Below are 25,003 nucleotides of genomic sequence, written 5' to 3' on the forward strand. Positions count from 1 at the left end.
CTGGAGTGCCTTTCAATCAAACACAAGCTCAATCATTTTGCTCTCAGGGCTAAATTGTATTTGAAAGCCGTCCGGCTGGCTTTCGACGAGCTTCAAACGCTTAAGTGCGTAAGGTGAGTTATTAATATGGCAAATTACACCTGGGAACCAATCGAACCTTTGTCGGACGACCGCGTTATTGATCTTGCTTCAATGCGATCACTCTACGATTCTTGGCGTATATTTAAAGGTCGTCTACAAAATTCAAGTGAAAGTAGTTTTCGTGAGTTCAATCAGAGGCTTGTTTGTAGGTTGAGAGTGGAAACAGGAATTTTGTAAGGCTATACACCATTAAATATTGAAAATTCCCCTGAGCGGCACAGAGCAGCGTTTCCGGTTTGAGCTGGTGGCGCTGCTCAAAAGCCCGTCGCCCGCCCAGGTAGTTTGGCAAGTAGCGGGTTGCCACGCCATCGAAGCGTGCAACCCACTGCTCAAACCGCCCGTGAAAGGCATTGACTTTCTGCCCGTGGTAAGCGCCATTGACGCGCTGGTTTTGTCTGAGGTTAAGACTTTATGGCGGATACCTTCGGCATCACAGGACGCCGCATAGGTGGCGCTACGCCGCGCTTTCTAGGCTCACTACCCAGGTTCCGTTGGCCTTTGTCCGATTCCAGCAGATAGGCTCCATCGGCTTCGGTTATGTTGTGCAGCTTAGCGGGGCGATCCTGGCTGATCCAGATCAAGAACCAATGCCGCCAGTGGAAACCGGTGTTGCGATGGACACCTTAATAGCCGACATTTGATGGACAATCCAATGATACGCTGGTTACGTAAGCTTAAAATGCTGACGTAGCGTCCATCTGTCGGTAGCCAGCGTCCATGAATTGCCAATAGGGTAATGCTGTTAATCTCCTCATCTTCAGGCGAAGAATTCATGGCATCTCACGAATAATCGTCGTGTCAGCGTTTACGGTGTTGCGCTGTGTTTCTTTTGTATCGTTGACAAGGCTAGGTGCGCTCAATGAAGTTTCCTGGTTTGGTTTTGGCAGGGAAGGCTGCGGCTCTTTTTTCAATTCGCGTATCAAAAGAATTTGTTCTTTTCCATAGATGGCGTGTTGTCCTGGTCTTGTCTTATGTGCCGTGAAATTCCCGTTCCTGTATTCCGACATGAGCAGGATAATATTGGCGAGGATGACTAATAGGCAAAGTATTTTCATGACTGCTTAGTTAACGTTAAGGCAAGTCCACGTAGCACTAAATCGGGATCGATAATAGTGGGTGTGGGTAAGTGTGCGGCAATGATTTTAGCATCCCCGCCCGTTAACAGTAACTGCAAGGTGTCGGGCTGATTTTTTAGCACAATCTCGATAAGTCCGCAAGCAGCCGATAAAGTGCCATTATAGATAGCTGCATCGGTATTTGTTGCGAGGCCAAATGGGTAATTGGTTTCACTCAGTTTGAGATTTTCGGCGCCTTTTGCGAGCGATTCTTTCATTAACCGTAAGCCCGGGTTTATCAAGCCGCCTAGATGCTTGCCTGAAGTATCGACAACATCTACTGTAATAGCTGTACCGCAATCCACTATGCAGAGCGCTTTCCGGTAGCTGTGATAGCCTGCGACCATACTTAGCCACCGGTCAACCCCTAACATTTCCGGTTCCTGGTAGGCATTACAAATACCGAATGCTTTTGTCCCGGATTTTGCCGGAATGATAGTTATCCCCGGCCAGAGTTCACCAGCTATCGACAAAACTAGCTCGAATAATCGGCTAGCGCTGACACAGGAGATGGCTAACTGATCGGGTGGGTTGATAGTTTGCCATAATTGGAGGAGTGTATTCCGGTTAACCTTTGTGTTGCTAATGGGAAGGCCGGAAACTATATCAAGGTTTTTGTTGGTGCCCCACTTGAGCCGGGTATTACCCATATCGATCAATAAGCTCATGACATGTTGTCCCTGAAACTGACTTCGCCGGACGCAAAAGCCTGGATGCTGCCATCAGGCCGGGTTAGCAGCAACAGCCCTTGGTCATCAATGCCTTTCACAATGCCATCATAGCGATGTTGCCCGATGAAAAACGTTGCGGGTTTGTCTTTGAGGCAATCAAATTCCCGCCATTCGTCCAAATAGGCTGCTATCCCAGCTTCTTCAAATTCAGCAATCGCTAAGAGCAGCTGATTGAGCAAGGTTCCTGCCAAAGCATTTCGGCAGAGTTGTTGTTGCCCGATTATTTGGGTTAAATCGATCCACTGCTGGTTAATGGAAGCAGCCTCTGTTTCCGGTAAGTAGATATTTAAACCCAGGCCTATGACCGCTGTGCAAGGGCCATCAGACTCACCGGAGACTTCAACCAAAATGCCGCCCAGTTTTTTGTCCTGACAATAAATGTCATTGGGCCATTTTAAACGAAAAACATCCGCATAGTGGAGTTTCAACGCCCGGATAACGGCGACACCAATCGCCAGGCTCAGGCCTGAAATTATTGATGGGCTAGCTTGGAAACGCCAGAGTATCGACACATAAATATTGCTGCCATAAGGCGAAACCCAGTGCCGTCCACGGCGTCCTTTGCCCGCCGTTTGTTGTTCGGCAAAACAGATGGCGCCTGAGGCTGCATTCTCCTGGGCGCGTGCCACTAAATACGTATTGGTGGAAGGGATGCGGTCAAAAATTTCAAAAGCGCTTATTGATTCACGAGCCCGTTCGTCAACGTTTGCCCAAATTTTGGCCTGATCCAGCAATTCCAAGGGTCTTTCCAGTCGGTAGCCTTTGCCGCTCACGGCAGAGTGTTGCAATCCCAGGTCAGCTAGGTTGTTTAATTGTTTCCAGACTGCTGAGCGGCTGATATTCAGCGCTTCCGCCAATTCAGTGCCTGAGTGGAATTGCCCGTCGGCAAGCAGGGCAAGAATTGCTTTTTGTTTGTCAGAAATTGGCAAAACAATGCACCTTCGTAGGGGCAATCCCTTCGACCGCCAAGGATGGTGGAAGTGCGGCGGCGGGTATGGAATCCGCGCTGTGTGGCTGCCCAGACAGGTGCAGGGTTGCCTGGGCAGGTACAAGGAGGCCTGCCCCTACAATGTTCCCACCATTGGGGTGATTAGTTATGTTTTCGAGCACAGCGCATTAAGCTCAGTCAATACCCTTAAATACTCCTGTTTCATAGATTCAAGTAGTTTTTGGGTGGCACTGAGTTCGTTATTTTTTCCGGCTTGTTCCATTGTCATGCACAATTCAGTGAGTTTGCCGCTACCTACGTTTGTGCTCAGTGATTTCAGGCCGTGCGCCAGTTTACGAATTTGTTCGGCGTCTTCGTTTTCTATGCTTTGTTGGAGATTGCTGAGCGTTTGGGCGGCATTTTGTTGAAACGTCTGCGTCAGGGAGGTGATAAAAGCCAAGTCGTCAATATTGTCCAACTTGAACTGTCGCGTGAAAAATTTCATATTAATCGCGGTGGTGTCTTCCACCACATTGCTTGCTTTTGCCAAAGTCTTGATATCCGTTTTCAGGGCAGGTTGGTCTGAAATAATCAATTCTTCCGGTAGCCACTTTTGTAGTGTTTTGCTCAAGTCTTGGCGAGTAAACGGCTTAGTCACCCATTCATCCATGCCAGCCTCTTTACATTTGGTTTCATCCTCGGTCAAGGCGTGGGCTGTTAAAGCGATAATAGGGATATGTTTGCCCGAATCCCAAGTAAGCTCATTAAGACGGATTTCTTCTGTGGCTTGATAGCCATCCATAAAAGGCATCTGACAATCCATAAAAACGAGATCGAAGTGTTGCTTTTTCAATGCTTTTACGGCTTCAAAGCCATTGCTGACCAAATGCACATAGCAGCCGAGATCTTCCAGAAAGCGTTGCACGACCAATTGGTTGGCGGGATAGTCTTCAGCGACCAGCAGCTTGGCTTTAAACCGATAATTAGCCTTGGCTTTATGCGGTTTTGGCGGCGCACTCGATTGTTCCAGGTCTACCCAAAACCAGAAGGTTGAGCCAATGCCGGGTTGGCTATTGACGCCAATTTGCCCCTGCATTAACTGAACCAACTGCTTGGCAATGGCGAGTCCGAGTCCCGTACCCCGGTAAATTTGCTTCATTGTGCTGTCTGCTTGGGAAAAAGCATCAAAGATAAGGTTTAGTTTGCCTGGTATTATGCCTATCCCCGTGTCGGTTACCTCGCAGGACAGCCGCACTTTTTGCTCCGGGAGAGGCTGGCTGGAAACGCTGAGGGTCACTTCGCCTTGAGCGGTAAACTTAACCGCATTGCTGAGCAGGGTCACCAAAATTTGGCTTAACCTGGCTGAATCTCCGACCAAAAAAACCGGCAACTCTGATAAGGGTTGCAGGTGATACCGCAGGCCTTTTGATTTTGCTTCCAGTTGCAATAATTCAAAGCTGTCATGGAGTAAATCCCAGCACACAAACTTTTGTAAGGAGAGCGACAATTCCCCGGATTCTATCTTGGCGAAGTCCAGAATATCATTGATGATACTGAGCAGTAAGGTCGAAGATTGTTTCATAACCTTGAGGGAACGGCGCTGTTCATCCGTTAAATTGCTATGCCATATAAAATCGGCCATTCCGAGGACTGCATTCATCGGGGTCCTGATTTCGTGGCTCATGCTAGCCAAAAACTGCGACTTGGCTAAGTTGGCCGCTTCGGCTTCTTCTTTGGCGACCAAAGCCTCGGCGGCAACGTGTTGTAACTCTACATTCTTTTTCGATAGTTCGGCAGTGCTGACGTTCACTTGGATGGCTATCGTGTCCCGCTGCCGTTCTAATAATTCATCCCTGCTATGGATTTCATCAAGCATTTCATTATAAACATCGACAAGTTGACCGAATTCATCATGATTGGTTTTAGCGACACGAGTGGTGAATTTTTTTTCTTGGGTGATCGAGTGTATGGCTTGTATCAAATTCAGTATGGAATCTGAAAAAATCCTTTGCAGGCGCGTAGAGACATACAAAACAGCCAGCAAGGCAAAAAAAACAAGTGTGCCGATAATGAGATAAAAGCTGGATAAAATGGCATTTAAACGGCTGAGGTCATCCACCAGATGTAAGATGCCGATAAGCTCATTGTCCATAATGATGGGCCTGAATAAGCTCAGGTGACCATGCTGGTCATAGACAGCCACCTCCGAATAACCCATTTCTACTGGTCGTCTTGACGGGTGGCTGAAGAATTTCTTTAACCTAAATGCCAATGAGTTAAACGCAGATTCGCTTGACGGGCTTGTCGGCATTGCCGTACTGTCATTTTTCATTAGACTGATGGTTTGCTCGACTGTCGCTTGCTCATTCCCCTGATAACCAATTTTTGTTTTATAACCGACAACTGATCGGCCCTCACTGTCATACAATATGGCCGAGATTATCCCGGATTGATTTTTCAATGCTTGCAGTGATTCCTTAGCCGTCTCAAAATCCTTTAAAGCCAAAGCTGCCCCGCTATTCCAGGCGATAATACTGGCTAAGGACGAGAGCTCCTTCTCAGTTTGTTGTTTTTGGCTGATGTACTCCCTGAACGAGAGAGCGGATGCGACAATAATTAACGAAAAAATTGCGCACGTACCCCTTGCCCATACCAGTTTGGGCCGTATTGAAGTACGGCGAAAAAAAATTTTGTTTCGGTTCAGTCCAAACATAGGTTCGGTTTATAAGGTGGGATTATTTTTTGTGCCCAATATTTTTCAAATTCTGCTACAGGCATCGGTTTTGAGAAAAAATAACCTTGCACTGCATTGCAGCTGGTATTTTGCAAAAATGCGTTTTGCTGCTGGGTTTCAACACCCTCTGCAACTGTATTTAAATTAAGCGCTTGGGCTAGTGCCAAAATTGCGCCGACTATGGCTGCAGCATCCAAACTATCAGGTAATTCTTTCACAAATGAGCGGTCTATTTTCAATGAGTCCAGAGGAAAACGGTTGAGGTAACGCAAAGACGAGTAGCCTGTGCCAAAATCGTCAAGTGCGAGTTTTATTCCTAAGCTTTTTAATGCGTTGAGTTTTTCCAGCATGTTGTCGGTATCGGACATAATCATGCTTTCCGTCAGTTCAAACGTTAAAAACGTAGGGTTTACCTCAAATTCCTGAATGATATCTGCAACCATCGGAATGAATGATGATTGGTTAAATTGCAGGCTGCTTAGATTAACCGCGATGGTCAAATCGCCCAATCCTTGTTGTTGCCACGCTTTGTATTGGCGGCACACTTCACGGAGCGCCCACTCACCAAATTGGATTATCACGCCATTTTCTTCCGCCAATGAAATAAAATCATTGGGTGGCAAAAAACCCAGTTGTGGGCTATCCCAGCGTAGCAGGGCTTCTGCACCAATCAGGCGGCAAGATGTGATTTCCACGACTGGTTGATAATGTAAGCGCAACTCATTGTTGGCGACGGCATGGTGCATATGGGTCTCCATTTCCAGTCGTTTTTTCGCCTTCAAGGCCATCGTTTCGTGGAAAAACTGATAATACCCTTTACCCATTTTTTTTGCGTGATACATCGCTATGTCGGCATTTTTAAGCAAGGTTTCAGAATCTTCGCCATCATGTGGAAAAACAGCAATACCTATGCTTACGCTAATATGGGCTAGACGGTCACCCAGCGCCACAGGTTTAGCTATCCAGCGTTGAATCCGCTCTGCTACGGTGACCGCATCTTTGGGATGGGCCAGGTCATTCAAGAGGATGATAAACTCGTCACCGCCCAACCGTGCGACATCGATTGAGTAGTCAAAGGGGTCAAAGTAGTAGCGTGAGGCTAAATCGGAGCACCTTAAACCGTCGGTCAAACGCGTCGATATTTCCTTCAAAAACAGGTCGCCAGCATGATGTCCATAAGTGTCGTTAATACCCTTAAAACCATCCAGATCTAAAAACAAAATGGCGAATTTTCGTGAGTTCCGATCGGACTGCGCTATGGTTTTCGCCAAAAATGTGAGAAAGAAATGCCGGTTAGGTAGTTGCGTGACTTCATCATAATAGGCTAAATGTCGGATTTTGTTTTCCTGGCCCTTTCGTTCCGATATATCTTGGACTGTGCCTATCAGCCCCGTGAGCAGGCCTTTATGGTTCGTAATTGCTTCAGTTTGCTGGGAGACGAAACGTTCTTGCTTCCTTGAAGTGATAATGCGGAATTCAATAGTGCCCGCTTCTTTGGTTTTAATGACTTTCCGTAGATGTTGGATAACATAAGCCAGGTCGGCAGGGTGGATAAATTCCTTGAAATTATCCGTGTTGGGAATAAATTCATGCTTGTCAAGTTCGACCACCGTATAGATTTCATCCGACCAATACAATATCTCGTTATCGGCTTGCCATTCCCAGTCACCCAGCCGGGCCATTTTTTTTGCTTTTGATAAGCGTAGCTCGCTTTGCGCCAGTTTATCTAAATTATTGTTTGCCTTTACCATGTAAAGCAGGCGCTGAACCAAAACCTCCCAATTGATCGGCTTTACGACAAAATCTGTAGCCCCTGAAGAATAAGACTGCGCTATTCTCTGGGGGTCTTCGGTCACCGTCATCATAATCACGGGGGTATTTATGGCATTTGGCAAATGGCGTATTTCGGTGCAGGTTTGAATACCGTCCAAATTGGGCATTTCAATGTCGATCATTACTATATTCGGAGAATGTTCCCTGAAAGCTTTTATCCCCTCCTTGCCGTCAAAGCAGGAGATTAATTTAAAACCGGCATCGGATAGACTACGGTTTGCCCACAAATGTAGAGTTTGATCATCATCGATGAGCAAGATAACCGGAAGGCGGGTGTCAGGGTAGTTCATTAAGCCAGTTTATTCTTATCGAAAGTGGGGAGTTAAGTTTGTTTTAAAACCACGGGATCAAGGTTAGCACAAATATAAAGCTGTGTGTTCAGGCGTTTAAAGCTGTGAAAAGCGTTGTATATAAAATAAATCTAATATATATTTTAAACATTTATTTGAATAATAATCTTAACATCACTATTTGTGAATAATACTCACGATCCTCCCTTAAAGACGCGTCAGCGCTTATTGGTCACGGCAAGCCGGATTTTTGCCGAGAAGGGTTACCAGGAAGCGACGGTCGCGGAAATATGCGAGCAAGCGGAAACCAATATTGCTTCAGTCAATTATCATTTCCGGGATAAAGAAAACCTCTATCTGGAAGCTTGGCGCTATGCCTTTCAGCAAGATTTGGAGCGGCATCCTTCGGACGGCGGCATTAATCCAGATACGTCTGCCGAAGCCCGGCTTGCCGGACGTATCAGGTCGTTAATTGCCAGGATTGCTGATCCCGACGCGCATTTTTTTGCGATTGTCCATAGGGAAATGGCACAGCAGACCCGCTTGCTGGAAAAAATCATGGCGCAGGAAATTAATCCCGAACGCCAGGCTTTGAATGCCTTGGTGAAAGAATTGATAGGCCCAACAGCAACGGAACAGCAAATTCAGTTTTGTCATGCCAGCATAGTCGGGCAATGTTTTCATTTGTTGAAGGTAAGGCATCTACGGTTAAGTCATGAAACCCAGCGTTACGTGCTGGAAATGAACGATGCTGAAGCGTATGCCGAACATGTGATCCGGTTTTCTCTCGTAGGCATAAAGGCGGTGCGGGAAGTTAACCAACAAAACATGGGCGCTGAATAAACCATGCTCAAAGCTATTTTTATAGTATTGATCTTAGGGTTATTGAGCGCTTGCTCAGTCACTATCAAAGATTTCCCTGCACCAGTAACCTTACCGGCGAAGTTTTCCGCTTCCGGGCAGGCCAAGCAGTCGGATAGGTGGTGGTTAGCTTTCAACGACACCGCCTTAAACCAATTATGTGGGCAAGCCCTGTCAGATAATTTTTCCCTGCTCGCGGCTTTCAACCGCTTTGAACAGGCCAGGGCTATTGCCAAAAGGAGCGGCGCTGAGTTAATTCCCCAAGTCAACGGTGGCTTACTTGGTTCACAAGCATCGGCACAGTCCCAAAGGAATAATGATTTAGTTTTGGGGTTGGCGGCCAGCTATGAACTCGACCTTTGGGGACGTATCCGCAGCGCGGTCAATGCTGCCAAGCTGGATGCCAATGCCGCTGAGGAAGATGTGTTTAGTGCCGCAATTTCCCTGACGGCAGAAATCGCCACGACCTGGTATCGCTTGATAGAACAGCGTCAGCAATTGAAATTATTGGACCAGCAAATTGAAATCAACCGAAATAATGTTACCTTGGTGACCGTCAGGTTTAGGGGAGCACAGGCTACGGCTGCGGATGTATTTCAACAACAGCAATTGCTCGAATCGGTGATAGGCAGTCGCTATACCGTAGTTTCAAACATTGCGGTTTTGGAAAACCAGTTGGCTGTGCTGGTAGGTAAGTCACCTAGAGTTATCACATTACCAATTGTGGAAGAATTCCCTGCTGTACCGCCGCTCCCGGACACAGGGTTAAGCCTGGATTTGATGCAACGAAGGCCTGATTTACGCAAAGCGTACTTCTCTGTGCAAGCGGCAGACCAACGCATTGCCTCAGCAATTGCGGATCGGTTTCCCAAACTTAGCTTGTCGGCCAGTGTGGAAGCCAATTCGCCCGATTTACAATCGCTGCTTAACAACTGGCTGGCAACTGTGGCAGGAAATTTGGTCTTACCCATCATAGACGGACGGCGGCGGGTTGCCGAAGTTGAGCGTAACCGGGCTGTTTCGGCAGAAGCTTTTAATAATTATGCGGCGTTATTGCTCAATGTCGTTAAGGAAGTTGAAAATGCCCTAGTGCAAGAGCGGCAACAACGCTTGCTGGTTGCCAATCTTGAACGGCAGGTGCAACTGTCAACACAGGCGAGCAGCATGATCCGTTTGCGTTATATCAACGGGGCAATGGATTTTTTGCGGGTGTTATCGGCGGTGTTGAGCCAGCAAAGCCTTGAGCGCAACCTGCTGCAAGCCCGGCAGCAACTGATTGAATACCGGATCAATCTTTACCGGGCATTGGCAGGGAAGTTTCCGCTAAGGGATGTGAGTGCGACCAAAAACAGACATAGGGAACCTGTTTCGTGATTAAACAAGCGCTTAAATTTCTTCCTGCACTAGCCCTGATAGTTTTTACTGTCGGCCTGTCTAGTTATTGGTTGACCCATCAGCCACGGGCTGAACGTACGACACCAAAAACTTCAACGCCGCTTGTGGAAGTCACCAAGCCGGAAATAATCAGCCATCCAACCACTATTAGCGTTATGGGGAATGTGATAGCGGCGCAAAGCGTCAACTTGACTCCCCGTATCAGCGGTATGGTGACCTGGGTCAGCCCTAATTTCATCGAAGGTGGCATCTTAAAACAGGGCGGATCGCTTGTCGAGCTAGACCCCACGGATTACGAACTTGCCATCGTGCAAAGTCAAAATGATTTAGCCAAGGCGCAATTCAATCTAAAATTGGAAGAAGGCCAGCAAGTCATCGTCAGGCGCGAATACCAATTGCTGGGCGCGGAGTTAAGCGGTCAGGAGCAGGAGTTAGTGTTACGTAAGCCTCATTTGAGTGCCGCAAAAGCAGCGCTTGCCGCTGCCGAGGCCGCATTAAAACAAGCCCAGTTGAACCTGGAACGCACACGGCCTGTCGCGCCATTCAATGCCATTATCACCACGCGCAATGCCAATGTCGGCGCCTGGATGTCTGCTTTTTCTACGGGTACACCGTTGGCGAAATTAGTGGGTATTGATAGTTTCTGGATTAATGCCTCGATACCGGTTGATAAATTAAGCTGGATTAAAATTCCAGGAATCAACAGCCAAACCGGTTCGGCTGCAAAAATCAGTTATGAAGCGGCCTGGGGTAAGGGTGTGTACCGGTCAGGCACGGTCAAACGGTTGCAGGCAGAGCTTGAGCCTGAAGGCCGCATGGCGAAACTGATTATTGAAGTGGATGATCCGCTTTGCCAAAAAATTGAGAACAAACAACTGCCGCCGCTTATGCTGGGCACGTATGTGCGTGTTGAAATCGACGGTATTACGCTTGAAGATGTCATCAAACTGCCGGAAACGACACTGCATGATGACCGACAACTTTGGTTGATGACGGACAAACAAACCTTGGATATCCGCACCGTCAAGCCACTTTGGGCTGAACAGGACACCATTTACCTTGATCGCGCCCAACTACCTGAAAATGCCAAAATTATTACCAGCGACTTGGCGGCTCCGGTTCAAGGTATGCGCGTACACTTAGATGGCCCCAACCCCTCGGGCAAGCAATAATCCGATGCAGGAAGATTCAATAACCCAACAAAGTGGGCCGATAGCCTGGATGGCGACGCACTCGATAGCGGCGACGTTGTTGATGATTGTTTGCCTACTTGGCGGACTGCTATTTATCGGGGCAATCAAACAGGAAGTATTCCCCGAATTTCAGGTTGAATCAGTCAAGATTAGCATCGCTTATCCGGGAGCCAGCCCGGAAGAAATCGAAAGCGGCCTGTTGCTGGCTATTGAGGATGCTATCAGCGGTATTGATGGTATTGATGAGATCAATGCAAAAGCGTCTGAGGGGCTGGGAACGGTTATTGTCGATGCCATGGGCGGTACGGACATTCAGCGCCTGGCCCAGGATATTGAAAGGGAAGTGAACAGGATCACCACTTTTCCTATTGATGCCGAAGAGCCTAAGGTTGCCGCTGTCAGCCGGCATCGAGAAGTGCTTGTGCTGGTTCTGTATGGTGATGCTAAAAATCATGTCCTGCATGAGCTGGCGGAACAATTACGGAACCGATTGTTACAGGATCCCGCTATTACCCAGGTTGAACTGGAGGGTGTCAACCCGCTGGAAATCAGCATTAATGTCAGCCAGGAAAATTTACGCCGCTATCAATTGTCTTTATCGGAAATCGCCCTGCGTATTCAAAATGCCAGCGTTGATTTACCGGGCGGCAGCGTAAAAACCATCGCCGGGGAAATACTGATCCGAATGAAGGAGCGCAAGGATTTTGGCCGACAATTCGCCAATATTCCTATCATTACGGCAAGCAACGGTAGCATCGTGCGCTTGGGCGATATTGCCAGCATCGAAGACGGTTATGAGCATAGCGATTATTCCGCCACCTATAACGGGCTATCCGCCGTGATGGTGCAAGTCTACAGCGTGGGCATACAAACGCCGATAGAAGTTTCAGAAGCGGTCAAAAAACATCTGGATCGGGTCAGGGAGGAATTGCCGCAAGGTATCAACGCCGAGGTACGATACGATGCTTCCGACATGTACGCACAACGTATCGATTTACTGGTGGATGACAGTATCGCGGGGCTGGTGTTAGTATTTTTTGCCCTGGCGCTATTCCTGGAATTGCGTTTGGCATTTTGGGTCATGATGGGTATTCCTACTGCTTTTCTCGGCTCTTTTTTGCTGCTCCCTAGCCTGGATGTCTCGCTCAATATGGTTTCGCTGTTCGCGTTCCTGATTTCCGGGGGAATCGTGGTCGATGATGCCATTATTATTGGTGAAAATATCTATCATCACCGACAACAAGGGTTGCCGCCGATGCAAGCCGCAATACAAGGTACACGGGAAATGGCGGTTCCGGTCAGTTTCAGTATCTTGGTCAATATGGCGGCTTTTGTACCCATTTTTTATATTCCCGGCGAAACCGGAAAAATATTCTATATGTTGCCGATGGTGATCCTTACCGTTTTTCTGGTGTCGTTGGTGGAAAGCCTGTTTATCCTGCCCCACCACTTGGGTCGGTTAAACCTAGCCACCCCCACAGGTGTGCGCCTATGGATTTATCAGCATCAACAGGATTTCAGCAATAGCTTCCAACGGTGGGTAAACACCCTTTACGCACCGTTCCTGGCTTTGTTGCTAAAACATCGCTATTTGACCCTTATTGCCGCACTGGCGATACTGATAACCACCCTGTCTTACGCATTCAGCGGACGCATGGGCATGTCCATGTTCCCTAAAGTTGATTCGGATTTTGCCAGGGTAACTGTCACTCTTCCTTATGGGACATCAGTAGAAAAAACCAAGGCTATCGTAGAAAAAATCGTGGCTAGCGCACGAGAAACGGTCAAACATATCAACAACGGCGACCAACTTATCCGCGGCATCTTTGCAGAAATCGGTAAGGGCGGTAGCCACAAAGCCATCATCAGGGCTTATTTGGCGCCACCAGAGCTACGCGAAAAAATCATCAGTACAGAGCAATTCAGCCAGCGCTGGCGGCAGGCGACGGGTGACATTATCGGTGTTGAATCCATATTGTTTGAGTCCGATGCGGGCGGGCCCGGAGCCGGTTCGGCAATTACTATCGAATTGAATCATCAAGACATCAAAGTTCTGGAAAAAGTCGGACAAGAACTGGCCGATGCACTTCGGGCTTACCCTATTGTCAAAGATGTCGATGACGGTTTCAGTCTCGGTAAACAACAGTTGGATTTTACGGTTTTGCCTGAAGGTAAAAGTTTGGGGCTGACCGCCCAACAAGTCGCTCGGCAAGTACGCAATGCCTTTTATGGAGCGGAAGTGCTGCGGCAACAGCGCGGACGTAACGAAATCAAGATCATGGTCAGGCTGCCTGAAGACGAGCGGCTCTCTGAAAGCGATATTGAAAAGTTAATGATCTGGACTAAAACTGGCAAAGAAGTGCCCCTAAACGAAGCCGTGCATGTCGAACGGGGGCGCGCTTATACGGAAATTAACCGGCACAATGGCCATCGTGATGTTCAGGTAAAAGCCAATGTTATCCCCAAAAGTAAGGCTGGCGAGATTTTAAATGATCTTGAAGTCACCGAGTTAAAGCGCCTAATGGCTCAATATCCCGGCCTGCAATACAGTTTCCAGGGACAGGCGGCGGATATGTCTGAAAGCATGGATAGCCTGACGATAAGTTTCATATTTGCGTTATTGGCTATTTATATTTTACTGGCAATCCCGCTGCAAAGTTATGTTTTGCCGTTGATTGTCATCTCCAGCATTCCGTTCGGCGTTATCGGCGCTATTTTCGGGCATTTATTGATGGGCTACGACTTAAGCCTAATCAGTGTTTTAGGTATCGTGTCATTGGCTGGTATTGTCGCCAATGATTCCCTGATCTTGATCGATCAAGCCCTCCAACTTAAAAAAAATCACGATATTCCCGCTATCGAGATCATCAAAACAGCCGCAGTCCAGCGTTTCAGGCCCATCATACTGACTACTTTCACGACCTTTTTTGGCCTAATGCCAATGATCCTGGAAACCTCCCGGCAAGCGCGAATGCTCATACCAATGGCGATCTCAATCGGTTTTGGCATCTTGTTCGCGACGATGATTACGCTAATCCTGATACCTTCGCTGTATGTTGTGGTTGATGATGTCCGTAATTTGCTGAAGAAAAATAAGCGCGAAGTTTGATAGGGCGATTAGTTCGGCTGGAGCTTTGTTTGGCGCATTTCTTGAGTGTTTTGTTGAATGTTAATTGTTGCTCCAGGAGAGCATAGCCGCCTATACCCAGTCGTTGGCTTGGGGTCGGGGACTAAACAAATAGTATTATTGGAAGAATTGCTTTGTGGGCTAATTGTTGCGATAGTATGCATTTGTTAATGACAAGACAATTGGTTTCAAATAATGCCCGCACACGGTGCAGTAAAAAGTAGAGGTTTTCAATAACACATGCAAAGTAGACGTTTAACATTAATTTTTTTCCTTACTTCCGTCATTGCCGCTTGTGCGGACTTTTACGGCGGACGGCCGCCTGCACCGGTATTTGGTGGACAACCCGGAGACAATCTAGAAAATGATCCTTATCTGGCGACACCTAGCCCCCCAGAAACAGTGCAACAGCCTCCACAAGTGATTGAAACCAAGCCTCTGGGTGGGGGGTATAAAGCCCCAGAGATGATAGAAATTAAGCCTGAATTGCCGCCACCGGTGGAAACGGGCCAAGTTCCTACGCAACCTTCTGAGACCATTGATCCATTTGGAACCGAGCAGCCGTCCGAAACACAAAATCTGCCGGAAACCGAGCCACCCGCTGAACAGCCAAAACCGGCAGAGGTTGTTAAGCCGGTAGCCCCTCCAACACCAGAAATACCTAAAGAACCTGAGCCTTTAGTGCCATTGGAAAGTTTTGCCCCGCAATCTCCCGCAGTAGGGTCGTTGGTAATGGCGGCGAATGAAAATAGCCAAGGCGGTAAACTCGATTCGGCTGTTGCGTCTATCGAACGGGCTATTCGCATCGAACCTAGAAATGCAACCTTATATTATAAATTGGCGGTATTGAGGTTAAAGCAGTCAAAACCCCGGTTAGCAGAAGATCTCGCCAGAAAAGCCGCATTATTGGCGGTAAACAACAATACCTTGAAAAAACACAGTTGGTTATTGATAGCCAATGCGAGGGAACTACAGAAGAATGTTGCGGGTGCCAAGATTGCGAAGGCGGAAGCAGCCAAATATTAATTGTATTGTGTGAACAAAAAATGGATTTGATTAAGTTTTTTGGTAACGGTTCAGCCTGCATCAAACCATCGGCTTTATTGTTCGTAAGATAAGCCACTTCATCCGGAACTAAGCGCACCAAATTCAGTCCCACCGCCATGAAATTTAGCCGACGCCATGCAATACTCGCTCTAGTTCTTGTGCTTTTCCCTGTGACACAACAGGCCGATCCAGTCACTAAAATCGACTTGCCTGATATGGGCGATTCTTCCGGTACCATCATTTCTCCCGCAGAAGAAAAAGAATTAGGCGAAGCCTTCTTCAGGAGCTTGCATTCACAAATCGCCATTAACCAAGATGCGGAAATTCAGGAATATATTGAAACAATCGGCCAAAAGCTGGTGGCTAACAGTGATGGCCCCGCCTTGCCGTTCCATTTTTTTGTCGTAATGGAAAACGATATCAATGCGTTTGCAGGGCCGGGAGGCTACGTTGGGGTGAATTCAGGGTTGATCGTATTGACCGACGCGGAAAGTGAATTAGCCTCGGTTATGGCGCACGAAATTGCCCACGTTACCCAGCGGCATTTATATCGCGCCGCAGAGGCTGTTGGACGCATGTCAGTCCCTTCGATGGCGGCAATGTTGGCGGCGATATTGTTGGGTACACAATCCCCTGCTTTAGGTCAGGCGGCGATCATGGCCATTATGGGCAGCAATATCCAATTCCAGATTGATTTTACCCGTGAAAACGAAATGGAAGCTGATCGTGTGGGTATGCAGACCTTACAAGAGTCCATGTACGACCCGCGCAGTATGCCGACTTTCTTTGAACGCTTGCAGCAATCCAGCCGCTATTACGGGCGGGACGTGCCTGAGTTTTTAAGGACGCACCCCGTCACCGCATCGCGTATATCCGATACCCGTGGCCGGGCGGAATCTTACCCTTACAAGCAATATTCAGATTCCTTAGGGTATCAATTAATCAAGGCCAAACTTCAGGTTTTAGCCAGCAAGGATGACGCTGGAATGGCAAAATATTTTCAGTCCCGATTAACGCAAGGAACAGCCGAGCAACGGACTGTCGCGCGATATGGAACGGGCTTGGTGGCGCTTAAAGCGCAAAAATTTAATGAGGCGGAGTCTATTTTTCAGGAGTTGACAAAGCAATATCCAGGTCAGCCACATTATGCTACTTCGCTCGCACGTACTGCGCTTGAGTCCAAAAATTACCGGGTCGCCTTGGCGCGATACCAAAAAATGACTGAGCTGTTCCCCAATAACGAAGCCATTAAGCTGGAATACATTACCACGTTGGTACGGTCAGGTGAGCCGCAAACCGCAAAGAAAAACCTGTCATCTTTATCGTATAAGACGCAAAGCCTTCCGGTTTATTATGAGCTGTTAGCGCAAGTTTATAGCGATTTGAAGCAGCCTGCGGAGTCGCATCGTTATCTGGCAGAATATTATTATGCCATGGGACAAATCCAGGATGCGATCTTCCAAATCAGGTTGGCACAACAATCAATAGGTCTTAATGCACACTTGTCGGCCATACTAAGGGAAAGGCATGATTTCTTTTTGAACGAACAGATAGAAGCCAGACGCAGTGAATAAGCCGTGCAAAGAGTTTCTGAACCTAATCTTAACAGAATCTTAGCAGGTCAGTCTGTGCCTACAAATTTACTATGCAACGGCTGGCATCTGTTTGTAACTGATTGTAATAATAGGCTATTTTTTAAGACAAAATTAATTTTTTAAATTATGGCTTTTTTTGTTGGACAAAGGTATTTTTTTAGATATAGAATAGCCCCAGCTTTTCGGAGCGATGCCGGTCTAGCTATCGGTATAGAGGGGGACATAGCCTTTTAGGCTATTGAAATATAACAATAATAAAAAAGTAATACTGCTTGAGTTGAGTTGTACAGGCGACACACAGTACAGCAAAATAATTACAATAATAGGACTCAACATGCCCACTTCATGTGGGCTTTTTATTGCCCGTTGGTTTTGTGCTTGGGCATTCGTGCCCTGGTCAGTTTTACATACTTAAACGCACCCCAATCCAGCCAGCACGAGGTGCGCCAGGCGATACGAAGCGCCCATCATTAAAACCCGGTAGAACCTCGTTTGCTACCCCAAAAACACCAAACGTATTGTAGTTGTTATCAAAGATGTTATCGACTTTGCCGAACAGGGTAAAATTCTTGGTGACCTTATATTCCGCCGTCGCGTTAAATAACCAGTAACCGGATAACTTAGGGGTCAGGTTGGCTTCATCGCCCCTGAATGCACGATTTCCGCTATACGTGCCATTCATGCCCAGCGACAGTGTTTTCCACAAATCGACACCGATTGAGGCTTTAAAGATATGTTCAGGGATGCCGGGGATTCTGGCATTTCTAGGTACAGTTGCGCGAACCGGATCACCGTTTGTATCCACCTCAGTAGGGTGTTGTATATCGTAGCTATCCTGAAACCGGGCGTTTAAATAGGTATAGTTAGTGGAAAAATGCCAATCGTCAATTGCACTGAACAATTGGGGAAAATTGGCTGTTGCGCCCGTTTCTATCCCGTAGCGGCGAGTTTGACCGACATTGCTGAAAAAGCCCTCGCTGACGCTGTCACCACCGCGATTGAAAATAATGTCGTCATGGTTGACGGTATGGAAATAGCCGAGATTCCATTTCATGTCTCCCTTGCCCAACAGCTTATTGAGGTCGCCCCTAAATCCACCTTCCCAGGTTTTGGCGACTACTTGGTTGAGAGGAGGGTCGGCGACAAAGGCATTCGGTAAGCGGCAGGGATCGTCTTCATCGGCACAGCTTAATTCCATCGGCGTAGGTACGCGAGAGGATTCACTGTAACTGCCATACGTACCAAGATTGTCAAAAATTTGGTAGGTCAGGCCACCTGCGGGGTTAAATCGATCAAAGGCATGCTCACCGCTGAGCTTATCTTCGCCGTCGATAAACTGGTTGGCCATAATGATGTCAACATGATTAAAGCGACCGGAAAAGGTGGCCGTGAGCTTATCTGTAATCGAAAAACTGTCGGTTAAAAACAAGCTCCACGTTTTGGTCGTGGTGTTCAACCGCACCCTTGCGTCCTCGACCAAAATGCCACTGCCTAATGTGCCTCTGTCATCGGTCAAACTTGCCAGTTCGGTATCGGAAGCGAAATGCACGCTGGCATAATCGTAATTTGCCCCAACGATCAGGTTATTCTGATGACCGAATAGGTCTTGGTTGAATGCCGCTTGTACCGTACTGCCCCGGCTACGCATCTGGGTCGCGCTTGTGTTATTGGTTGCGCCTTCAACATCCTCACTTGCTGCGACCGTATTGCCGTTGATGTCTTCAACTATCTCGCCTTCCTCATTACAAAGCAAGGCATCGTTAAACGCGCACTCATCAAAATCGCTGTCGTCTCCGTTAAACGTATGTATCCGGTTTTGCCGGAAATACGCATTACCGCTCAGTTGAATGTCATCGTTCAGGTCGTACTTGCCTTCCAGTTCGGAGAAGAACATCCGCGTGACCGTTTGGTCGGGGTGGGTGAAAACGTCTTTGCGGTTAATCGCCTGTAATTGCACCGGAGCCGCGCCGTTGCCCTTGAGCTTGTTGTCATTGCCACCCAGCGTCAAATCCAAAGAACCCTTATCGCCGCGCCAGCTTAAGGTGTCAAAGGCCTGGTCGGCTTTACTGGGCGAGAAGGCGCGCCAGCCCTCTTCCTCAAAGTGGTGCAAATCCAAAAAATAACCCCAGGTGCCATTATTCCAACCCGTGGTTAACTCCTCAGAATGCCTGTCCCATGAGCCACCGTAAACTTCGATTTGATGGCCGGGCGCAGAAAAGCCAGTTTTGGTTCTGATAGAAATTGCACCACCTAATGTATTCAAGCCATACACCGGATTGGAGCCGGGATATAAGGCCATATTGTCAATTGCGCCTTGCGGGATTAAATCCCAATTGGTCGTATCGCCAAACGGCTCGTTAAACCTGACCCCGTTCACGTAAGTTGATAAACCCTGCGGCAAACCTAACAGGGGCGAAGCCACAAAGCCGCGATAGTAAATATCCGGCTGTAAGGGGTTGTTTTGCGCCTCGTTGACATGCACACTGCCCAAATAGCGGTTGATATATTCGGACAGGGAAATCGTTTGCGCTTTTTTCAACTGGTTGGCGGTCACGGTTTGTACATTTGCGGCTATTTTGTCGGCAGAAACCCCGCCGCCTTGTAAAGGCGTTACGCCGATGATTTCCATTTCCCCTAATTCGACCGGTTCTTGTTCTTTTGCCAATAGGCCGCTGTTAACAACTACAAGGCACAACGCGGGTAATAAATTGCGTGAAATCGTTTTCATAGCTCATCAAACAACAAAAAGAAAGCAGTCTAGCCAAAACGAATTCAGATAACCAGCCATCCCAAAAAAAAGGAAAATTTCCCGATTGTCATCATTTCCTGAGTGCCTTCTTGTTAGAATAGAAATATCGTAAGGCCGGAGAGAACGAAGCATAGGACGCTTCCATGGCGTAGCAACTCACTACTTGCCAAACTACCTAGGCTGGCGACGGGCTTTTGAACAACACCGCCAACTCAAACCGGGAATGCTGACCTGTGCCGCCATGGGGAATTTTCAATATTTAACGGTGACATTGCCCAGGCATTTCAGCCAACATTGCCCCTTGCTTTTCTTTCAGCTCTGACCTTTATCTCCCTGGCTCAGTTGAGCAAATTCATGTCGTTGACTTGTTTGTCTATGGTTTCGGCTAAGTCACCGGCGCGTCTTACTGTGTTTTTGCTTACGCCGTATGAATCGATTAATGTCTCGGCTGTTTTTTGCTAATGCCCGTTATGGGCATTAGTGCTTTAAGTATATTAATTGCCCTTAAATCCAGTTGTTTTAAGCCGGTTATAATTCCTGCTAAGCAAAATAGCTTGAATTGATCTGCCGTTAACTTTCTAGATTTATTCAGGTAAGCGGCAATCCTTCGGGACGGCCAAAGCAGATAATTACCGCTACTGACTTACGGAAGCGGCTGGCTAACGACATGCCGGAAATAATCACTACCCCGCTATATTTAGCCAAAAGTAGTGATGCAGCCACCATAAAGATATACTTGATCGAACCCACCCGCCATTAAAAGCGCAAGCCTTACCCAACGTACCCACCAACGGGACACTGGTTAACCAAGGCAATGCATAATTTAGGCTACACTATCTGGTCAAATGCCGCCGGATATTGGCAGACAGTTAATTACGGCGTTATCGAATCAGGGAAAACTGGTTGATATGCAAGAACTGGTGGACAGGTTAAAACGGGTCGAAAAGCAACTGGAGGCTAAAGAATGAAGTCCTGCAAATCTATAAACTTTACAGCAAACTTAATGCCGACTGAACAAGCAGAGTTGGCTTTTGAGTCTATTGCGCGTCAGGACGATGCCGAGACGGAAATGATAGTCGATAGTGTCGTTCGTCAAGATTACCGATGTACGCATTGGAAATTCAGGCGGCGTTTAATGGGTTTATTAAACCTTGGCAAATATTACGGCCTAATCTATTGGAAAAACCGTACCTATATGTCGGCGGCACTCTGTCAGGCGAAAGAGAACAACGACAAAGAAGCCCAAGCCACTGCTTTTGAATTATTGGACGTACTATTAGCAATGGATGTTGCCCTGGCTCACGTTTGCGCTATAAGGTTAACATTGACGTAGTGGTGGTAAAAAAACTTGCCCAATGCGAAGATGAGGCGATGATTAGCGAGATGGTCGATCCAGAGTTAGTGAAGGAATATACTGATTTGTTTATGGGCATCATTGGATAAGTATGAAACCGAAAAGCTCTATAACAAACTAACGCCGATTGAACAGGCTACGCTTACCTTTGATGCCTTGGCGAGTAAAGATGTAGACGAGATCGACACGATTATTAATTGAGTTGAACGAATACCGTACCGTTTTTTGCACGATAGCTATGTGCGCCGTTCTTACGGTTTACGGTTTACGGTTTACTGTTTCTGGCTATGGCTTAAGCAATTGAACACAGGAAAGCCGGATTTTTTCATGTAATGTAACTCCGGAGTAACCCCCTAAAAAAAGCCCTTCGATTGCTTGTAAGGGCTTAATATTCATGGAGCTGGTGAACAGATTCGAACTGATGACCGGCTGATTACAAATCAGGAGTTTTTTGCCTTACGCAGGGATAAATTATCTTCCCGATCCACCCAAATATAGGCAATAAAAAATGCAATTCCGCAGCTTAATGCGGCAGCGAAATAGATAACATGAGAACCTAACGATTCCCAATAATAGCCGCTGAAAAGGCTGCCTAACATACCGCCCAAGCCGAAACTCAAGCTATGGTACAAGGCTTGCCCCTTAGCTTGATGCTGTTGGTCGAAAAAACGATGCACAAAATGGATAGCCGCAATATGTGTAGCCCCAAAAGTGGCTGCATGTAGCAATTGGGCAAACATTAACAAATAAATATTATCCACATAACCGCCAATCAATACCCAGCGCAATATGGCAAACAGTAGGCTGGTTAGCAAAATGCCGCGCAAGGAATAGCGCTTTAACATGCCTTGCATAAACAGGAACAAGACGATTTCGGCAATGACACCCAAAGACCAGAGCAGCCCAGTTGTCGTTGTCGAGTAAAGATGCTGTTTTAGATAAATTGAATAAAAAACATAATACGGCGCATGGGAAAATTGGATCAGCACATACACCAATAGGAAGGCTAACACTTCCGGTTTTTTGATTATGCTGGCTATCCTGACAGGGCTGCGTTCATTGCTGACACTGCGTATTTCAGGTGTCGCTAAAGTTGTCAACCAGGTCAAAACCAGTAAACCAATGACCACGACGGGTAGGAGGATTATAGGCTGGCTATCCAGCAATTTTCCTACTGATGTCACCGTCAATATAAATCCGACCGAACCCCATAACCTGATGCGGCTGTAGCGGTGCGTTTCTGGCTGTAAGTGCGACAAAGTTGTCGCTTCATACAGCGGCAACGAGGCGTTCCAGAAAAAACTAAAGCCAATGGTTATCCATGCGAACTCCATATAGTTATGGACTGCCAAAAATCCGGCAAACAGGAGAGCAGCAACAAACGATGTCCAGCGGATGATCCACAAATTTTTCCGGGTATGGTCAGCAATCCAGCCCCACAAATTCGGCGCAATGATTTTGGTGCCCACCAAAAGCGCCGACAACTGGCCTATTTCAGCCGGATTAAAGCCGTTTTCTTTTAGATACAAGCTCCAGTAGGGTATAAAACCGCCCAGAGTGGCAAAATAGCACAGGTAAAATCCTGATAAACGCCAATAGGGTACTGACATCAGTAATCGTTTTTATCTTAAGATCGGCAACCCCGAATCCACCCCTAAATTCTGCGCCCTATGCCGTAAAAAGTGATCCATAAGGATAATCGCCATCATGGCTTCTGCAATCGGCGTTGCCCGTATGCCGACACAGGGATCATGACGGCCTTCGGTGATGACCTCGACAGCTTCACCGCGCGTATTGATACTGCGCCCAGGAAGCCGCAGGCTGGATGTGGGTTTCAGCGCAATACTGGCCGTGATGGGCTGGCCGCTGGAAATGCCACCCAAAATGCCACCCGCATGATTGCTTAAAAAACCCTCTGGCGTAATCTCGTCCCGAAACTGGGTGCCTTTAGTGTTGATGCAGTCAAAACCGCCGCCAATTTCCACACCCTTGACAGCATTAATACTCATCAAGGCATGAGCTAAATCGGCATCCAGGCGATCAAAAATGGGTTCACCCAGACCCGGCGGCACATTGGTGGCGACGACCTCGATCCTCGCGCCAATGGACTCACCTTCTTTACGTAAAGCATCCATATAGGCTTCCATAAGGGCGACCTTATCCGCATCGGGACAAAAGAATGGATTGCTATCGATAATATTCCAGTCTACGCTTTCAATTTTGATCGGCCCTAGCTGGGACAAATAACCGCGAATTTCTATACCGGCCTGTTCCTGCAAATATTTCTTGGCAATGCCGCCAGCAGCCACGCGCATGGCGGTTTCACGCGCTGACGAACGGCCACCGCCGCGATAATCCCTGAATCCATACTTATGCTGATAGGTGTAATCGGCGTGTCCAGGCCGGAAGGTATCGGCAATTTTGGAATAATCTTTGGATCGTTGATCGGTATTTTCGATTAACAAGCCGATGGGCGTACCCGTGGTTTTGCCTTCAAACACCCCGGACAGGATTTTGACCGCATCGGCTTCCCGGCGCTGGGTGGTGTACCTTGATGTGCCGGGCTTCCTGCGATCCAGGTCATTTTGCAAATCGGCTTCTGTCAACGCCATCCCCGGAGGACAGCCATCGACGATACAGCCAATAGCAGGGCCGTGGCTTTCACCAAAGGAGGTAACGGTAAATAATTTTCCTATCGTGTTTCCAGACATATCAATTCAAAGCGCTTGCAAACTGTTCGTGGTAATCATTAACCTGTTCTGCGGTCAGCAAAAAAACGCCATCACCGCCGCGTTCAAAAGCTAGCCAGTAAAAAGGCACGGTGGGGAACGCCTGTTGCAAGGTTTCGGCGCTGCTACCGACTTCGACGACTAAAATCCCTTGGGGCGTTAGATAATCTTTTGATTCCGTCAATATGCGAAGGACGATATCCAGTCCGGTTGTGCCTGCAACAAAGCCTATTTCCGGTTCGGCATGAAACTCGGCAGGAAGTTGCCGCCATTCTTCAAGACACACATACGGCGGGTTACTGATAATGACATCATACTGCCCATCCGGTAGATCATCGAACAAATCCGACCGATAGAGCATGACTTCATCTCTGAGCTGATGTTTGTCTACATTGATTTCTGCGACCGTAAGCGCGTCGGCTGATACATCCACCGCATCTACTACGGCATCAGGGAAAGCGTAAGCGCAAGCGATAGCAATACAGGCGCTGCCAGTACACAAATCCAAAATCCGGCCTACCTGTTCTTCTTCCGCCCAGGGAGCAAAGCGTTGTTCGATGAGTTCGGCGATAGGCGATCTGGGCACCAACACCCGCTCATCGACATAGAAGGATAATCCGGCAAAGATGGCTTCATGAGTCAGGTAAGCGGCTGGTTTTCGTTCCTTTATCCGTTTTTCTAAAATTGAAACAACAGCTTGCCGTTCTTCTGGTGTTAATGCCGCCTGACAATAAAATTCACTTAAATTATAAGGCAGATGCAGGGTATGCAATACCAGCGCAGCGGCTTCATCCAGCGCAGTTGCGGTTCCGTGGCCAAAATTTATGTGGGCTTCGGTAAACTGGCTCGCACCCCAGCGGATATAATCCCGTAGGGTGGTTAAAGACGACAAGACCTCGGATGATGGCGCATTCATGATTCAGCAAAAACAGGTAAATTCAAACCGGCAAAGCGGGTAATTCTAAACTAAAGCTGCAAAAGGGTGCTGGGTTATTCAACTTCTATTCGATAGGAGTGCTTTTTCTTCTATTTCTTGCCTACTTTACATAGTCGGCAAAGCTAATATTGTTTGTATTAACAAACACATGCCCACCACTTCCCACATTTGTAGATTGTTAATGGGAACCTCTAAAAATACCCTCTCCCTCTGGGAGGGGGTTAGGGTGAGGGATATAATTGCT

Annotated in this window: 19 protein-coding genes and 2 pseudogenes; 9 read left to right on the forward strand and 12 right to left on the reverse strand. The window is 47.5% G+C overall.

Features of this window, described 5'->3' with window-relative positions; genetic code table 11:
- Positions 1-268 precede the first annotated feature (268 nt).
- From ACLQ6D_RS16210 to ACLQ6D_RS16240, 7 genes and pseudogenes are all read right to left on the reverse strand, one after another.
- A pseudogene (locus tag ACLQ6D_RS16210) lies at positions 269-764 on the reverse strand (hypothetical protein); the annotation flags it as partial.
- Positions 691-915, reverse strand: a complete 225-nt coding sequence (locus tag ACLQ6D_RS16215) for a hypothetical protein (RefSeq protein ID WP_411728348.1) — start codon at positions 913-915, stop codon at positions 691-693. The pseudogene ACLQ6D_RS16210 and the gene ACLQ6D_RS16215, both read right to left, overlap by 74 nt.
- Positions 912-1,196, reverse strand: coding sequence for a hypothetical protein (locus ACLQ6D_RS16220; RefSeq protein ID WP_411728349.1), 285 nt, complete (start codon positions 1,194-1,196; stop codon positions 912-914). The genes ACLQ6D_RS16215 and ACLQ6D_RS16220 overlap by 4 nt, the downstream gene beginning before the upstream one ends.
- Positions 1,193-1,924 (reverse strand): type III pantothenate kinase, encoded by a 732-nt coding sequence (locus ACLQ6D_RS16225; protein WP_411728350.1) that lies wholly within the window; start codon positions 1,922-1,924, stop codon positions 1,193-1,195. Before ACLQ6D_RS16225 ends, ACLQ6D_RS16220 begins: the two co-directional genes overlap by 4 nt.
- The gene (gene birA, locus ACLQ6D_RS16230) at positions 1,921-2,916 is read right to left on the reverse strand and encodes a bifunctional biotin--[acetyl-CoA-carboxylase] ligase/biotin operon repressor BirA (RefSeq protein ID WP_411728351.1); all 996 of its coding nucleotides are present in this window, start codon (positions 2,914-2,916) and stop codon (positions 1,921-1,923) included. The genes ACLQ6D_RS16225 and birA overlap by 4 nt, the downstream gene beginning before the upstream one ends.
- 165 nt (positions 2,917-3,081) lie before the next feature.
- Entirely contained in the window at positions 3,082-5,628 is a 2,547-nt protein-coding gene (locus ACLQ6D_RS16235; RefSeq protein WP_411728352.1) for an ATP-binding protein, read from the reverse strand.
- Positions 5,616-7,772, reverse strand: a complete 2,157-nt coding sequence (locus ACLQ6D_RS16240) for an EAL domain-containing protein (protein WP_411728353.1) — start codon at positions 7,770-7,772, stop codon at positions 5,616-5,618. The genes ACLQ6D_RS16235 and ACLQ6D_RS16240 overlap by 13 nt, the downstream gene beginning before the upstream one ends.
- Positions 7,773-7,955: 183 nt before the next feature.
- Between ACLQ6D_RS16240 and ACLQ6D_RS16245 the strand changes: the two genes are divergently transcribed.
- From ACLQ6D_RS16245 to ACLQ6D_RS16270, 6 genes are all read left to right on the forward strand, one after another.
- Entirely contained in the window at positions 7,956-8,615 is a 660-nt protein-coding gene (locus ACLQ6D_RS16245; protein WP_411728354.1) for a CerR family C-terminal domain-containing protein, read from the forward strand.
- Between the two features lie 3 nt (positions 8,616-8,618).
- Positions 8,619-10,007: an efflux transporter outer membrane subunit gene (locus ACLQ6D_RS16250; protein WP_411728355.1), complete on the forward strand. Its 1,389-nt coding sequence runs from the start codon at positions 8,619-8,621 to the stop codon at positions 10,005-10,007.
- Positions 10,004-11,200: an efflux RND transporter periplasmic adaptor subunit gene (locus tag ACLQ6D_RS16255; protein WP_411728356.1), complete on the forward strand. Its 1,197-nt coding sequence runs from the start codon at positions 10,004-10,006 to the stop codon at positions 11,198-11,200. The genes ACLQ6D_RS16250 and ACLQ6D_RS16255 overlap by 4 nt, the downstream gene beginning before the upstream one ends.
- Positions 11,201-11,204: 4 nt before the next feature.
- Positions 11,205-14,330 (forward strand): efflux RND transporter permease subunit, encoded by a 3,126-nt coding sequence (locus ACLQ6D_RS16260; RefSeq protein WP_411728357.1) that lies wholly within the window; start codon positions 11,205-11,207, stop codon positions 14,328-14,330.
- Between the two features lie 258 nt (positions 14,331-14,588).
- Entirely contained in the window at positions 14,589-15,374 is a 786-nt protein-coding gene (locus tag ACLQ6D_RS16265) for a tetratricopeptide repeat protein (RefSeq protein ID WP_411728358.1), read from the forward strand.
- A gap of 137 nt (positions 15,375-15,511) precedes the next feature.
- The gene (locus ACLQ6D_RS16270) at positions 15,512-16,969 is read left to right on the forward strand and encodes a M48 family metalloprotease (RefSeq protein WP_411728359.1); all 1,458 of its coding nucleotides are present in this window, start codon (positions 15,512-15,514) and stop codon (positions 16,967-16,969) included.
- 424 nt (positions 16,970-17,393) lie between these two features.
- Here ACLQ6D_RS16270 and ACLQ6D_RS16275 read toward each other — a convergent pair whose 3' ends face one another.
- Positions 17,394-19,718, reverse strand: a complete 2,325-nt coding sequence (locus ACLQ6D_RS16275) for a TonB-dependent receptor (protein WP_411728360.1) — start codon at positions 19,716-19,718, stop codon at positions 17,394-17,396.
- Positions 19,719-19,875: 157 nt separating this feature from the next.
- Between ACLQ6D_RS16275 and ACLQ6D_RS16280 the strand changes: the two are divergent.
- Positions 19,876-20,061: pseudogene (locus ACLQ6D_RS16280) on the forward strand (hypothetical protein); the annotation flags it as partial.
- Between the two features lie 266 nt (positions 20,062-20,327).
- Here ACLQ6D_RS16280 and ACLQ6D_RS16285 read toward each other — a convergent pair.
- Complete coding sequence (locus ACLQ6D_RS16285; protein WP_411728361.1) at positions 20,328-20,465, reverse strand: hypothetical protein; 138 nt, start codon at positions 20,463-20,465, stop codon at positions 20,328-20,330.
- Positions 20,466-20,584: 119 nt separating this feature from the next.
- Between ACLQ6D_RS16285 and ACLQ6D_RS16290 the strand changes: the two genes are divergently transcribed.
- Together ACLQ6D_RS16290 and ACLQ6D_RS16295 are read left to right on the forward strand one after the other, a co-directional pair.
- Positions 20,585-20,707 (forward strand): hypothetical protein, encoded by a 123-nt coding sequence (locus tag ACLQ6D_RS16290; RefSeq protein ID WP_411728362.1) that lies wholly within the window; start codon positions 20,585-20,587, stop codon positions 20,705-20,707.
- A 35-nt stretch (positions 20,708-20,742) separates the two neighbouring features.
- Positions 20,743-21,072 (forward strand): hypothetical protein, encoded by a 330-nt coding sequence (locus ACLQ6D_RS16295; protein ID WP_411728363.1) that lies wholly within the window; start codon positions 20,743-20,745, stop codon positions 21,070-21,072.
- Positions 21,073-21,533: 461 nt separating this feature from the next.
- Here ACLQ6D_RS16295 and ACLQ6D_RS16300 read toward each other — a convergent pair whose 3' ends face one another.
- Genes ACLQ6D_RS16300 through prmB form a run of 3 tightly spaced genes read right to left on the reverse strand, consistent with a single transcriptional unit; the run spans position 21,534 to position 24,738 of the window.
- Positions 21,534-22,703: an MFS transporter gene (locus ACLQ6D_RS16300; protein ID WP_411728364.1), complete on the reverse strand. Its 1,170-nt coding sequence runs from the start codon at positions 22,701-22,703 to the stop codon at positions 21,534-21,536.
- 12 nt (positions 22,704-22,715) lie between these two features.
- Positions 22,716-23,804: a chorismate synthase gene (gene aroC, locus ACLQ6D_RS16305; RefSeq protein WP_411728365.1), complete on the reverse strand. Its 1,089-nt coding sequence runs from the start codon at positions 23,802-23,804 to the stop codon at positions 22,716-22,718.
- 1 nt (position 23,805) lies between these two features.
- Positions 23,806-24,738, reverse strand: a complete 933-nt coding sequence (gene prmB, locus ACLQ6D_RS16310; RefSeq protein WP_411728366.1) for a 50S ribosomal protein L3 N(5)-glutamine methyltransferase — start codon at positions 24,736-24,738, stop codon at positions 23,806-23,808.
- Positions 24,739-25,003: the final 265 nt, after the last annotated feature.

The sequence above is a fragment of the Methyloglobulus sp. genome, from assembly GCF_046714055.1.
Lineage (GTDB): Bacteria > Pseudomonadota > Gammaproteobacteria > Methylococcales > Methylomonadaceae > Methyloglobulus.